Genomic DNA, 13,975 nt, shown 5'->3' with positions numbered 1-13,975 from the left:
TTAATTCCAACGGTTGTGTTTAAATTTTCTATTTCGCCAAATAATCATTAAAACAAATCCTGTCAAAGCACCTCCAACATGAGCAAAATGAGCAACTCCACCTCCAAATATGGAAAAACCAGTAACACCAGAGAAAAAATCCATAGCTACTAAAGCAGGAACAAAATATTTAGCTTTAATTGGAAATGGAATAAGAAACAGCATCAATTCTGCATTTGGCAACATGAATGCAAAAGCTGTCAACAATCCATAAATAGCGCCAGAGGCTCCAACCATTGTTGAATTAACCTGAATGGCTGTTTGAAATAAAGTATTAAAGCTTTCTTTATTTAATAAAACTTCCTTATTTGATTTTTGCAAAATAGGTCGTATACCGTTTTCGAATAACTCAGGGCTAAAATAATTATCATGTATCATTTCAATATTTAAAATCTGATGTAAATCTGTAGATGATAAATTCATATTAGACACTAAATTCAAAGCCTCATGTATTTGATAATAATTAATTGCTATCTGTAAAGCAGCAGCTCCAATACCTGATAAAAAATAAAACAACAAAAACCGTTTTGGTCCCCAAAAATGTTCTAATGGGCTTCCAAAAACATACAAACCATACATATTAAATAAAATATGTGTGAAATTTGGCAATGGAGCATGCATGAACATATGCGTAATGGGTTGCCAAAATTTAAATTTATCTGATTCTGGATAATGAAGTGAAAATAATTCGTAGGCCAAACCATTATGTAGTATCTGCGATCCAATAAAAAAGATAGCATTAATTATTATAAGTTGCTTAACAACTGGTGTGATTCGCATCATAGGGCAAATTTTTTATCTATATCATCCACGCGCATGGTGATAAACGTTGGTTTTTGGAAAGGTGAGACTGTAGGCTCTTTGCAAGCAAACAAGTTGTTCACCAAGTTTTCTTGTTCTTTTTCGGTTAAATACATTCCGGTTTTTACAGCCAAACTTTTAGCCATCGACTTGGCAATGGTGTCATTCTGACTGAAACTGCTGTCGGGAATTCCGTCTTCTAAATCACTTATCAATTGCTCCAAAACAATAGAAACTTCACTTTCTGAGGTATTGACAGGGATTCCAGAAATATGCACCGCATCCGATTCAAAAGCCTCAAAAATAAAACCGGTATTTTCTAACGAAGGTTGCAATTCGGCAATCAATTTCATTTCATTGTTCGAAAAATGCAATTGCAACGGAAAAAGTAATTGCTGACTCGACGCCTGATGCACCGTCATATTGGTTAAAAATTGTTCGTATAAAACACGTTGGTGCGCTCTACTCTGATCAATAATGACCATACCCGATTTTATCGGACTTACTATGTATTTTTTATGAATCTGATAGGTGCGATTAATAGTTTGCTCTTCCTCCTTTTCATCAAATAACGAAGCCGTTACTTCTTCATTTTCAAAAGCAAATGCCTCCACTTCAACCGTATCTTGCTTCAATCCAACATACAAACTTTCCCAACTCTGAGCCGTTTCGGTTTTTCTGTGCGACGAAGTTCCGCCTGAATAAGATTTTACCGGTTTTTCTTCCGCAAATGGGTTGTAGGTTCTATCAACTTGAACGGTGGGATATTCTGCCGATTTATTTTGATATTCATAGGGCGTATCCAAATTAGGATCTCTATCAAAATCTAAAGCTGGAGCCACATTAAACTGCCCTAAACTGTGCTTGATAGCCGAACGTAAAATAGCATATAAGGCATGCTCATCGTCAAATTTAATTTCGGTTTTCGTAGGATGAATATTGATATCTATGGTATTCGGTGGTACTTGTAGATAGATGAAATAACTCGGTTGGGCACCATTGGGCAACAAGCCATCATAAGCGTTCATTACGGCATGATGCAAATAGCCACTTTTAATATATCGATCGTTCACAAAGAAAAACTGCTCACCACGATTTTTCTTGGCAAACTCTGGTTTCCCTACAAATCCTTGAATACTCAAAATATCGGTTTCTTCTTGAACGGGAACTAACTTTTCATTGGTTTTTCCCGAAAAAACATTGACGATACGTTGTCTGAAATTGGAATTCGGCAAATTAAACATTTCGCTTCCGTTGTGGTACATCGTAAAATAAATATTAGGATGCGCCAAAGCCACACGTTGAAATTCATCAATTACATGACGCAATTCTACCGTTTCCGATTTCAAGAAATTACGACGTGCTGGAATGTTATAAAACAAGTTTTTCACCGCAAAGGAAGTTCCTTTGGGCAACACCGCTGGCTCTTGAGTAACAAACTTACTACCTTCAATAACAATATGATTTCCTAATTCGTCTTGATCTTGCTTGGTTTTCATTTCTACATGCGCAATAGCAGCAATTGAAGCTAAGGCTTCACCACGAAACCCTTTGGTATGCAATGAAAATAAATCTTCAGCCTGACGAATTTTGGAAGTCGCATGTCGTTCAAAACACAAACGCGCATCGGTCACACTCATCCCAACGCCATTATCAATTACTTGAACCAACGCTTTTCCGGCATCTTTAACAATTAATTTGATATCGGTTGCTTTCGCATCAACGGCATTTTCTAGAAGTTCTTTCACCACCGAAGCTGGTCGTTGCACGACTTCTCCAGCGGCTATTTGATTGGCTACGTGATCGGGAAGTAATTGAATTATACTTGACATTATTGTTTTTGTGTTCGATGTTCTATCTATAGTCTTTCACGCCTTCGCATAAAAACCAAAGTTAGCAAAATTAAGGAAAAACTACGGCTTATTATAGTTAACAAGATACTAAAAAAAGAAAACCTATTCGATGACGAATAGGCTCTGTATTTTGAAGTTTTAAACTATTATTTACTTTCAGATAGTCTTCTTAATTCAGCCATTTTAATAGCTGCAATAGCCGCTTCAGTTCCTTTATTTCCGTGAACGCCACCACTTCTGTCAATCGACTGTTGTTCGTTATTATCCGTTAACAAACAAAAAATTACAGGAACATCGGTTTGTACGTTCAAGTCTTTTATTCCTTGTGTTACGCCTTCGCAAACAAATTCGAAGTGCATGGTTTCTCCTTTAATGACACAACCAATGGTGATCACCACATCCACTTGCTGGGTAACAATCATGCGTTGTGCGCCATAAACCAATTCGAAACTGCCGGGAACATTCCAGCGAATAATATTTTCTTGAACGGCACCACAATCTAAAAGTGCCTCAAGAGTACCTTTGTATAAACCCTCTGTGATGTGATCGTTCCATTCTGAAACAACAATCCCAAACCGAAAGTTCTTCGCGTTAGGGATTGTGTTTTTATCGTAATTGGATAAATTTTTATTAGCTGTAGCCATAATTAATTAAGAATCGTGAATTACGAATTATGATACTCAGTCGTAATTCATAATTTGAAATTCGTAATTGATTTATTGTGCTAATCCAATCAAAGCATCAATATTTTGAGCTTCTGGAGTGGCATCGTATTTATCTTTAATCTCCGTAAAATATTTTAAAGCATCTGCTTTGTTACCTAAAGCTAAAGCCGTTTGACCTGCTTTGAATAAGTATCTTGGCGACGTAAACTCATTAGTAGATTGATGCGCTGCTTTTTCATACATTTCTAATGCTTTTTTAGCATCATTCTTTTGTGAATAAGCATCTCCAATGGCACCTGTAGCAATCGCACCTAAGAAGGCATCTTTAGAAGAAAATTGCTCTAAATATTTAATAGCATCATCGTATTTTTTCAAATTCAAAGAAGCAATTCCTGCATAGTAATTAGCAATATTTCCAGAATCTGTTCCTGAATATTGGCTCGCAATTTCTGGAGCACCTTGTTTTCCTTCAGCACCTTTCAATACTAAAGTATACAAAGAATCTTGTTTTTTAGCATCGGTGGCATCAGTTGCTAACTGAAAGTTATTTTGAGTTACAAACAAATCCGTTGTAGCATCTTCTTCTTTAGGTTCAACGATAAATTTTTGGTACGCCAAATATCCGATAGTCACTAAAGCAGCAGCAGCAATAACACCTAAAATATATTTTTGATTTCTAGCTACCCATTCTTCCGTTTTAGAAGCCGTTTCGTCTAAAGCATCAAATGCTTTTGCTGTTGCGCTATCTTTTGCATCAACATCTGGAGTATCTTCGATGAAATTAGTATCTACTTTTTCTTCTTTTTCTTTTGGAGCTTTGTAACCTCTTTTATTATAAGTTGCCATTTAAATTTAATTTAGTGTGCGCAAAAATAAAATTTTTATTCATATTTAAAAGCGATTTTTATCGATATTTTTCAATAATTTGCACCCTCTTAAAAAAAGCCGATTGAAATTCGCTCTTTTTGTACTATCAGCAAGCCATTACAAATGTTTTTAAAAAAAATTTCTTTATTCAATTATAAAAATATTTCGGAAGCCAATTACGATTTTGATGCCAAAATCAATTGTTTTGTTGGAAAAAACGGGATTGGAAAAACCAATGTGCTTGATGCTATCTATCATTTAGCCTACGGAAAAAGTTATTTCAATCCGCTTGCCGTTCAAAATATTAAACACGGTGAAGAGTTTTTTGTAATTGATGGTGAATTTGAAAAAGCCAACAGAAACGAACAAATTGTAAGCAGTTTCAAAAAAGGCCAAAAGAAAATCTTGAAACGCAATGGCAAACCGTATGAAAAATTTTCAGACCACATCGGATTTATCCCTTTAGTCATTATTTCTCCGGCAGACAACGACTTGATTATTGAAGGCAGTGAAACGCGAAGAAAATTCATCGATAGTGTAATTTCACAATTGGATTCGGCCTATTTACAAGAATTAATTCAGTATCAAAAAATCATCAGCCAACGCAATGCGCTACTAAAATATTTTGCCTTAAATCATGTTTTTGAAACCGATACCTTAGCCATTTACAACGAACAATTGAACAGTTTAGGACAACGTATTTTTGAAAAAAGAAAGCAATTTATCGATGCCTTTCTCCCAATTTTCAACAAACACCATCAAGCCATTACAGGCTCGGCTGAAGCAGTACAATTGGTATACGAAAGTCATTTGTTCGAAAACGACACCATCACTTTATTGGAACAAAATTTAGCGAAAGATCGCGCTTTACAATACACTTCGGTCGGAATTCACAAAGACGATTTATCATTCCAAATTGACCATTATCCTATTAAGAAGTTTGGTTCGCAAGGGCAACAAAAATCATTTTTAATCGCCTTGAAATTAGCCCAATTTGAATTTGTAAAAAAACAATCGGGCGAAAAGCCCATTCTCCTTTTTGATGACATTTTTGACAAACTCGATGAAAGTCGTGTGAGCAAAATAGTAGAAATGGTCAATCAAGAGGAATTCGGACAATTATTCATCTCAGACACCCATCCAGAACGCACCGAAAATATTGTAAAAACGACACATCAGAGTTATAAAATTTTTAGTTTGTAACAATTGTTATACTATCACTATATTTACTCTTTTATTTTTGATGAAATTTAAAATCGAATAAATCATGAAATCGAAAATTGTCTTTTTACTTTTTACTGCATTCTTATTGATGAATTGCAAAGACAAAACAGGAACTAATGCTGAAAACGCTAAATCTACATCCGAAAGTTTAGCTCCGAATGCTTTTTCAGAAAAACTCAAGGCAACCTCTGAAGCCCAATTAATCGATGTTAGAACACCAGAAGAATTCAATTCGAAACACCTTGATAATGCACAAAATATTGACTACAATGGTTCGGATTTTGACACTGAAATTGCCAAATTAGACAAAAACAAACCTACTTTCGTGTACTGTTTGAGTGGCGGCAGAAGCAGTTCGGCTGTAGCTAAAATGCAAGAAATGGGATTCACCGAATTGTACAATTTAGAAGGCGGTATGATGAAATGGAATGCCTTAGGCTTGGGCGGAAAGAAAGTAGCTCAAGGCGGAATGACAATGGTAGAATTTCAAAAATTATTGCAAACTGACAAAAAGGTTTTAGTCGATTTTAATGCCAAATGGTGTGGCCCATGCCAACGAATGGCTCCTTTTATCGAAAAAATGAAAGAGGAATTGAAAGACAAAGTTACTATCATTTCGATTGATGTAGACGAAAACGAAGCGCTTGCAGACGCCTTAAAAATTGACGGATTGCCTACCCTACTATTGTATGACAAACAAAAAAGTGTGTGGAAAAACGAAGGATTTTTATCCGAAGAAGATTTAAGAAAAAAATTATAAAACGAATTTGAAATGATTACAAAAGAAGCGTTACAATTTTTAGAAGATTTAATTGCCAACAACACTACCGAATGGATGCATGCTAATAAAAAAAGGTATGACAACTACAAAAAAGACTATCATAATTTTATTGCTTCTCTGTTGGCAGAAATGAAACCACTAGACCGATCGTTAGAACCTTTGGAAGTTAAAAATTGTACCTTCCGAATCAATCGTGATATACGTTTTTCTAAAGACAAATCGCCCTATAAAACCAATATGGGTGTTTGGATGTCGCAAGACAAAAACCGTAAAAATGCGCCAGGATATTACATTCATTTTGAAAAAGGAAACTGCTTCATTGCTGGTGGCGTTTGGTGTCCAGAACCTGCTGAATTGAAAAAAATTCGAAAAGAAATTGAATTTTTCTACGACGATTTAGAGGCAATTGTTACCGACAAAAACTTCAAAAAAGAGTTTCACGAATTGTCTCGTGAAGAAGGAAACGTCTTGAAAAAAGCACCTAAAGATTTTGATCCCAATCATCCTGCCATCGAATTTTTAAAATTAAAAAGCTTTACCGCTTCTCATAAAATTGATGAAAAAGATTTTAGTAAAGAAGATTTCAGTAAAAAAATAGCGCAACAATTAATTGCCTTAAAACCACTGAATGACTTTTTGAGTCGTGCATTAGAAACCGAAGAATAGTACAATTACGAATTAAAAATTACGAATTAAGAATAAAAATCCTAGCGAACTTTGCGAATAACTTTGCGACTTTGCCGTTAAACAAACAAAAATGCAAATTCAATCTAATTTTTCACTAAAAAAATACAACACCTTTGGTATTGAAGCCAAAGCCAAACAATTCGTGGCTGTTAACTCAATTTCCGAATTAAAATCGGTTTTAGAACAACACCAAAACGAGCCAAAATTCATCTTAGGTGGCGGAAGCAATATGCTGTTAACACAAGACATCGACGCACTAGTTATTCATGTCGATTTGAAAGGAAAAACCATCCTTAAAGAAGATGAAGATTTTGTTTGGGTTGAAAGTCAGGCTGGTGAAGTGTGGCACGAATTCGTGTTGTGGACCATCGATCAAAATTTTGGCGGATTAGAAAACATGTCACTCATTCCGGGTAATGTGGGCACCACTCCGGTGCAAAATATTGGTGCCTACGGAACTGAAATCAAAGACACTTTTGTTTCGTGCGAAGCGATGAACATTCAAACGCAAGAAATGAAAACCTTTTCTAAAGAAGAGTGTAATTTTGGCTATCGAGAAAGTGTTTTTAAACACGAAGCCAAATACCAATACATCATTACATCGGTAGTTTTTAAATTGACCAAACGCAACCACAAAATCAACACTTCGTATGGCGACATTACTAAAGAATTGGAGAAACAAAATGTGAGTATACCAACTTTAAAAGACGTTTCTAGTGCTGTGATTGCCATTCGTCAAAGTAAATTACCCGATCCTAAAGAACTCGGAAACAGCGGAAGTTTCTTTAAAAATCCAGTGATTTCTAAAACCCAATTTGAGAAAGTACAACAAAATTTCCCAGAAGTAAAATTCTTTGAAGTATCGCCAACCGAAGTTAAAGTTCCTGCAGGTTGGCTCATCGAACATGCCGGATTGAAAGGCTATCGCAAAGACGATGCTGGTGTACATAAAAACCAAGCCCTAGTGTTAGTGAATTATGGTAATGCTACGGGTCAAGAGATTTTGGCGTTATCACGTTACGTTCAAAAAACGGTTTTTGATAAATACGGCATTGCGATTGAAGCAGAAGTGAATGTGATTTAATGTCAAATAAATTTCTAGTAAGAATTCAAATTTTAAAATTCAAATTTTAAAATGGAATTCCGTACTTTTGCACTCGTTTTATAAAAAGACACAAAAGCCATTATGTTACTAATCATTTTTTGTTTGTTTATTGCTGTTGTTGTGGTCCAATTCCTCTATTATATAGTGTTTTTTGGAAAATTCTCGTTTGCAAAACCACAAGTATCCACACCTAAAAGAGTTCCTATTTCGGTGATTGTTTGTGCTAAAAACGAAGAAGAAAACGTCAAAAACTTTGTGCCCTTATTAGCCGAACAAAATTATCCCGATTACGAAATTGTCTTAATTGACGATGCTTCTAGCGACGAAACCTTGGAAGTTTTTGAAGCCTTTGAAAAACAATACTCCAACGTTAAATTAGTCAAAGTAGAGAATATTGAAGCCTTTTGGGGTAACAAAAAATTTGCGCTAACCTTAGGAATCAAAGCCGCCAGAAACGAATACTTGTTATTTACTGATGCCGATTGCTATCCTAAAACAACCGAATGGATTAAAGAAATGAGTGCCCAATTCACCAAAGAAAAAACCATCGTTTTAGGGTATGGCGCTTACGAAAGAATCAAAGGGTCGTTTCTCAATAAAATCATTCGTTTTGAAACCTTACTTACCGCAACACAATATTTTTCCTGGGCCAAATTAGGAAAACCCTATATGGGTGTAGGTCGCAATATGGCCTACAAACGTGAAGAGTTTTTCAAAACAAACGGTTTTATCGAACACATGAAAATACGTTCTGGCGACGATGATTTGTTCATCAACCAAGCGGCTAATGCGAAAAATACCACCATTTGTTACAGCCCAGAAAGTTTTACGTATTCGAAGCCAAAAACGTCTTTCAAAGAATGGTTTGCCCAAAAAAGAAGACACGTTGCTACGGCAAAACACTACAAATCGTTTGATCGTAGCCAATTGGCACTTTTCTACGGCACGCAATTGTTATTTTTTATCTTACCTATAATCCTGTTGGCTTTTCAATTTCAATGGATTGCGGTAGTCAGTTTAATCGGATTTCGCTACTTAATAGCTTGGTTATCACTCGGATTTGCAGCCGGAAAATTAAAAGAAAAAGACGTGATGTATTGGTTTCCGTTCATCGAAATAATCCTTATCTTCACACAGTTGAATGTTTTCATCACCAACACATTCTCAAAACCGGTACATTGGAAATAAATTCTCATATAGAAAAAGCTAAAAAAGGCGACCAAATCGCGTTTACCTACCTACTCGACCATTACTGGAACGAAGTGTATGGCTTTATGCTCAAACGTACCGAAAACGAAACCGATGCCGAAGACATCACCATCGAAACCTTCTCAAAAGCCTTCGATAAATTAGCGACTTACAACCCCGAATTTCAATTCAATACGTGGCTCATTGCCATCGCCAAAAACGTGCACATCGATTTGCTTCGAAAGAAAAAATCGACACTTTTTGTAGAAATCACCGACGAAGAAGACCAGCAAGCCTACAATATTGCCGATACCTCACCGTCTGCTGAAGACGAACTCATCACGGAACAAAATTTATCGCAATTACTCCAATTCATCAAAGAATTGAAACCGCATTACCAAGAAGTCATTCAGTTGCGCTATTTTCAAGAAATGAGTTACCAAGAAATCGCCGAACAACTCGAAGAACCTTTGAGTAACGTTAAAATCAAGCTGTTGCGCGCCAAAAAATTATTGGCAGAAATCATTCAAACCAAACGATAAATTAGCAACGAATGGCTCGGGAACTCTGGGTTTCCGTGTTCCTGCTGTCCACTGTATCCCGAAGTATCGGGATGCCGCTTCCATCAGGGTTAGTTGGCAAACTATTGGAACAAAAATAAAATTCCAAAACCCATTCGTTTATCTAAAACAATTCAATAAATTTGCGCCTTATTTCAAAAATCTTGGAAAAAGAAATTGTAGTCATTATCGGCGGACCAGGTACCGGAAAAACAACCATCATAGACGGATTAACCGCTAAAGGATATTGTTGTTATCCCGAGATTTCACGTGAAGTTACCATGGAAGCCAAAAAACAAGGCATCGAACAACTTTTCCTTGAAAAACCATTACTGTTTAGCGAATTACTACTCGAAGGCAGAAAAAAACAATTCCACAATGCCTTGACAGAACCTCACGAAGTTGTTTTCTTAGATCGCGGCATTCCCGATGTTTTGGCTTACATGCATTATATTGGTGATAGTTACCCTGCTTTTTTCGACCAAGCGTGTCGCGACCACATCTATACCAAAATTTTCATTCTTCCGCCTTGGGAAGAAATTTATGTGAGCGATGACGAACGTTACGAAAACTACGAACAAGCCAAACTTATTTACAGTCATCTTACTGAAACCTATCAAAAATACGGCTATAATTTAATAGAAGTCCCGAAAGGAACCGTTGAAGAACGAATACTTTTTATCTTAAACCAATTATAATTTATTGTTTTTAGTACTTTTACGAAATATTGGTAATTTGCAACTCCTAATTCGTAATGGTTAACTAATGTCTACGCCACTAGAAATACTTCAAAAATACTGGAACCACGATGCGTTTAGAACACCGCAAGAAGAAATTATTGCGTCCGTTTTAGCCGGAAAAGACACGTTCGGATTGATGCCTACTGGTGGCGGAAAATCGATTACCTTTCAAGTACCAGCCATGATGCTGGAAGGAATTTGTTTGGTTGTATCTCCACTTGTCGCTTTAATGAAAGACCAAGTACAAAACTTGCAAAACAAAGGCATCAAAGCCATTGCACTAACTGGTGGTATTTCATCCGATGAGATGATTGACTTGCTAGACAACTGCCAATATGGAAACTACAAATTTTTATACCTTTCGCCCGAACGATTGCAAAACGATTGGGTTTTAGAACGCATCAAGAATCTTCCCATCAATTTAATTGCCATCGACGAAGCGCATTGTGTATCGCAATGGGGCCACGATTTTAGACCCTCCTATTTAAAGATATCCAAACTCAAAGAATTCTTTCCTAAAGTAGCTTTTTTGGCATTAACCGCTTCGGCTACAAAACGAGTGCAAGACGATATCATCGTACAATTACAACTCGAAAATCCGGCGGTATTTACCAAATCGTTTGCCAGAGATAATTTGGCGTACATGGTTTTTAATGTTGAAGATAAATTACATTTGATAGAACAAATTCTGAAAAAGAATCCGGAACCTTCTATTATATATGTAACCAACCGAAAAGCGTGTTCTGAAACCGTTAAACAAATAGAAGCTTTAGGATTTTCAGCAACATTTTATCACGGTGGTTTATCTTCCAAAGAAAAAGAAAAACACATGAAATTGTGGATGGAAGAACAAGTGCAAACGATAGTTGCCACCAATGCCTTCGGAATGGGAATTGACAAAGCCAATGTCAAAACAGTAATTCATTTGCACATTCCGCCCAATCTTGAAAACTATTATCAAGAAGCCGGTCGCGCCGGTCGAAATGGAGCGAAAGCATTTGCTGTTTTACTCACCAATCCGTCGGATGTGATTCACGTAGAAGCACAATTTTTAAACATTTTACCTGATAAAGTCTTTTTGAATTTAGTTTTCGTCAAATTGTGCAATTATTTCCAAATTGCTTATGGTGAAGGAATTAACGAGAAATTTAGTTTCAACATCAATCAGTTTTGTACGAAATACGGTTTTTCCGTTTTAAAAGTGTACAATGCTTTGCAATTTTTAGACAACCAAGGTATTGTTAGTTTATCACAAGAATTCACCGAAAAAATTACGCTTCAATTCTTAATTCCATCCAAAGAAGTGATTCGGTATATGAGTTTGAATCCGCAAGACGAAGAAGTAATACTAACTATTCTCCGCACCAATCCTGGAGTTTATGAAACACAATCAACCATCAATAGTGCGTTGATTGCTAAAAAATCGAATACTACTGAAAATCAAGTGTTGGCCATGCTCCACAAACTTCATGAAAAAGGAATTATCCAATTACATGCAAAAAACAACGATGCTTCTATTACCTTTAATGAAGTTCGCGAAGATGAAAGAACTATCAGCCGGGTCGCTAAATATTTGGAAGCTCAAAACCAACTCAAAACCCAACAATTGCAATCGGTTTTACAGTATATAAAAGACGACACAAAATGTAAGAGTCAATTGCTTTTACAGTATTTTGGCGAGACCAAAACAACCGAATGTGGCATTTGCTCCTACTGCATTACCAAAAACAGGACAAAAATTGATACTACATCGTTGAACGATACCATAATTGGTTTGTTGAAAATTCAGGAATTAAACTCGAGAGATATTCAAAAGTTGACCAAATATCCAAAAGACGATGTTATCTTTGCACTTCAAAATTTATTGGAAAACGATACCATAATCGTAAAACCAAACAATTTATATTCGCTAAAAAACTAACATTACATTAATTAGATTGCTTCGTGCCTCGCAATGACTATGGAAAAATTAAGAATCGTATTTATGGGAACGCCCGAATTTGCAGTAGGTATTTTGGATACCATAATCAAAAATAACTATGAAGTTGTAGGCGTCATTACTGCTGCAGACAAACCAGCCGGTCGCGGACAAAAATTAAAATATTCAGCAGTAAAAGAATATGCTTTGGCAAACAATTTACACTTGTTGCAACCCACCAATTTAAAAGATGAAACTTTTTTAGCCGAATTACAAAGCTTAGATGCCAATTTACAGGTTGTTGTTGCTTTCAGAATGTTACCTGAAGTAGTTTGGAAAATGCCTAAACTGGGTACTTTTAATTTGCACGCTTCGCTCTTGCCAAATTACCGTGGCGCAGCACCAATCAACTGGGCTATCATTAATGGTGAAACGAAAACAGGCGTGACTACATTTTTCATAGACGATAAAATTGATACTGGCGCAATGATTTTGAGTAAGGAAACACCCATTGCATCTAATGAAAGCGCTGGGGAGCTGCATGACAGATTGATGTTAATTGGTAGTGAAGCCGTTGTTGAAACGTTGCATTTGATTGCCAATAATACTGTCTCGACTACCATTCAAGAAGATTCTGACGATATTAAAACAGCCTACAAACTCAATAAAGAGAATTGTAAAATCGATTTTTCAAAATCGGGATTAGAAATTTATAATTTAATACGAGGATTATCACCCTACCCAAGTGCTTGGTGTTTCATTAAAGACGGAGATCAAGAATGGAATGTAAAAATATATGAAGTAAAATTAACTTCAGAATCACATACTCATCCTGTTGGAACACTGTTGGCTACAAAAAAAGAAATGAAAATTGCGGTAAACAATGGCTTCTTGGAATTGATTAGTTTGCAATTCCCAGGAAAAAAAAGAATGGCAACTTCAGAATTGTTAAACGGAATGGCATTTTCTATGAATGCAAAAGCCTTGTAAGGCATTGAAATCATTGAAAAAAAGACAACACAGACCACCAAAACACTGCTTTTATTAACAAACAACCCGAGTTATTAACAAAATTAGTAAAAAACTCGTCAATCCCTTGTGTAATCTGTTATTTCTACTAAATTTGTTATGATTAACAAAAATGTTTAACCAACAATTAATAACTATTATTATGAACAAATCAGAATTAATCGATGCTATTGCTGCAGACGCAGGAATTACAAAAGCAGCTGCTAAATTAGCTTTAGAATCATTTTTAGGAAACGTAGGATCAACTTTGAAAAAAGGTGGAAGAGTTTCTTTAGTAGGTTTCGGATCATGGTCAGTTTCTAAAAGAGCTGCTAGAGACGGAAGAAATCCACAAACTGGAAAAACTATCAAGATTGCTGCTAAAAATGTAGTAAAATTTAAAGCTGGAGCAGAATTAGAAGGTTCTGTAAACTAATCTAGTTTATTTTGATATAGAAAACCATCAGTTGAACTGGTGGTTTTTTTTTGCTATAAAATTTGGATTTAAAACTTTTATTTGTACTTTTAGTTAAAATTGA

General features: G+C 35.8%; 14 protein-coding genes. 10 read left to right on the top strand and 4 right to left on the bottom strand.

What is annotated here, in order from left to right; genetic code table 11:
* From ACODSI_RS03200 to ACODSI_RS03185, 4 genes are all read right to left on the bottom strand, one after another.
* Window positions 1–822: a rhomboid family intramembrane serine protease gene (locus ACODSI_RS03200; protein ID WP_488915405.1), complete on the bottom strand. Its 822-nt coding sequence runs from the start codon at window positions 820–822 to the stop codon at window positions 1–3.
* The gene (gene mutL / locus ACODSI_RS03195; protein WP_488915404.1) at window positions 819–2,672 is read right to left on the bottom strand and encodes a DNA mismatch repair endonuclease MutL; all 1,854 of its coding nucleotides are present in this window, start codon (window positions 2,670–2,672) and stop codon (window positions 819–821) included. Before mutL ends, ACODSI_RS03200 begins: the two co-directional genes overlap by 4 nt.
* A gap of 167 nt (window positions 2,673–2,839) precedes the next feature.
* On the bottom strand, window positions 2,840–3,337 hold the full coding sequence (ribH, locus tag ACODSI_RS03190; RefSeq protein WP_488915403.1) for a 6,7-dimethyl-8-ribityllumazine synthase: 498 nt from the start codon (window positions 3,335–3,337) through the stop codon (window positions 2,840–2,842).
* 72 nt (window positions 3,338–3,409) lie between these two features.
* Window positions 3,410–4,204, bottom strand: coding sequence for a tetratricopeptide repeat protein (locus tag ACODSI_RS03185; protein WP_488915402.1), 795 nt, complete (start codon window positions 4,202–4,204; stop codon window positions 3,410–3,412).
* Between the two features lie 144 nt (window positions 4,205–4,348).
* Here ACODSI_RS03185 and recF point away from each other — a divergent pair, with 144 nt between their 5' ends.
* The 10 genes from recF (at window position 4,349) to ACODSI_RS03135 (ending at window position 13,872) form a co-directional block, all read left to right on the top strand.
* Complete coding sequence (recF, locus tag ACODSI_RS03180) at window positions 4,349–5,428, top strand: DNA replication/repair protein RecF (RefSeq protein WP_488915401.1); 1,080 nt, start codon at window positions 4,349–4,351, stop codon at window positions 5,426–5,428.
* A gap of 64 nt (window positions 5,429–5,492) precedes the next feature.
* A complete protein-coding gene (locus ACODSI_RS03175; RefSeq protein ID WP_488915400.1) occupies window positions 5,493–6,209 on the top strand; it encodes a thioredoxin domain-containing protein in 717 nt (238 codons plus the stop codon).
* A 12-nt stretch (window positions 6,210–6,221) separates the two neighbouring features.
* Window positions 6,222–6,896 (top strand): DUF2461 domain-containing protein, encoded by a 675-nt coding sequence (locus ACODSI_RS03170; protein WP_488915399.1) that lies wholly within the window; start codon window positions 6,222–6,224, stop codon window positions 6,894–6,896.
* Between the two features lie 91 nt (window positions 6,897–6,987).
* Window positions 6,988–8,001 (top strand): UDP-N-acetylmuramate dehydrogenase, encoded by a 1,014-nt coding sequence (murB, locus tag ACODSI_RS03165; protein WP_488915398.1) that lies wholly within the window; start codon window positions 6,988–6,990, stop codon window positions 7,999–8,001.
* Between the two features lie 102 nt (window positions 8,002–8,103).
* A complete protein-coding gene (locus tag ACODSI_RS03160; protein ID WP_488915397.1) occupies window positions 8,104–9,210 on the top strand; it encodes a glycosyltransferase in 1,107 nt (368 codons plus the stop codon).
* Window positions 9,201–9,752, top strand: coding sequence for an RNA polymerase sigma factor (locus ACODSI_RS03155; RefSeq protein ID WP_488915396.1), 552 nt, complete (start codon window positions 9,201–9,203; stop codon window positions 9,750–9,752). Before ACODSI_RS03160 ends, ACODSI_RS03155 begins: the two co-directional genes overlap by 10 nt.
* Window positions 9,753–9,934: 182 nt before the next feature.
* Window positions 9,935–10,468: an AAA family ATPase gene (locus ACODSI_RS03150; RefSeq protein WP_488915395.1), complete on the top strand. Its 534-nt coding sequence runs from the start codon at window positions 9,935–9,937 to the stop codon at window positions 10,466–10,468.
* 67 nt (window positions 10,469–10,535) lie between these two features.
* Window positions 10,536–12,431: a RecQ family ATP-dependent DNA helicase gene (locus ACODSI_RS03145; protein WP_488915394.1), complete on the top strand. Its 1,896-nt coding sequence runs from the start codon at window positions 10,536–10,538 to the stop codon at window positions 12,429–12,431.
* A gap of 39 nt (window positions 12,432–12,470) precedes the next feature.
* The gene (gene fmt / locus ACODSI_RS03140; RefSeq protein ID WP_488915393.1) at window positions 12,471–13,418 is read left to right on the top strand and encodes a methionyl-tRNA formyltransferase; all 948 of its coding nucleotides are present in this window, start codon (window positions 12,471–12,473) and stop codon (window positions 13,416–13,418) included.
* Between the two features lie 181 nt (window positions 13,419–13,599).
* Window positions 13,600–13,872 (top strand): HU family DNA-binding protein, encoded by a 273-nt coding sequence (locus ACODSI_RS03135; RefSeq protein ID WP_422720776.1) that lies wholly within the window; start codon window positions 13,600–13,602, stop codon window positions 13,870–13,872.
* Window positions 13,873–13,975 lie beyond the last annotated feature (103 nt).

This window comes from Flavobacterium sp. FG139 (assembly GCF_057809695.1).
This window is presented reverse-complemented; position numbering and strand designations above follow the sequence as displayed.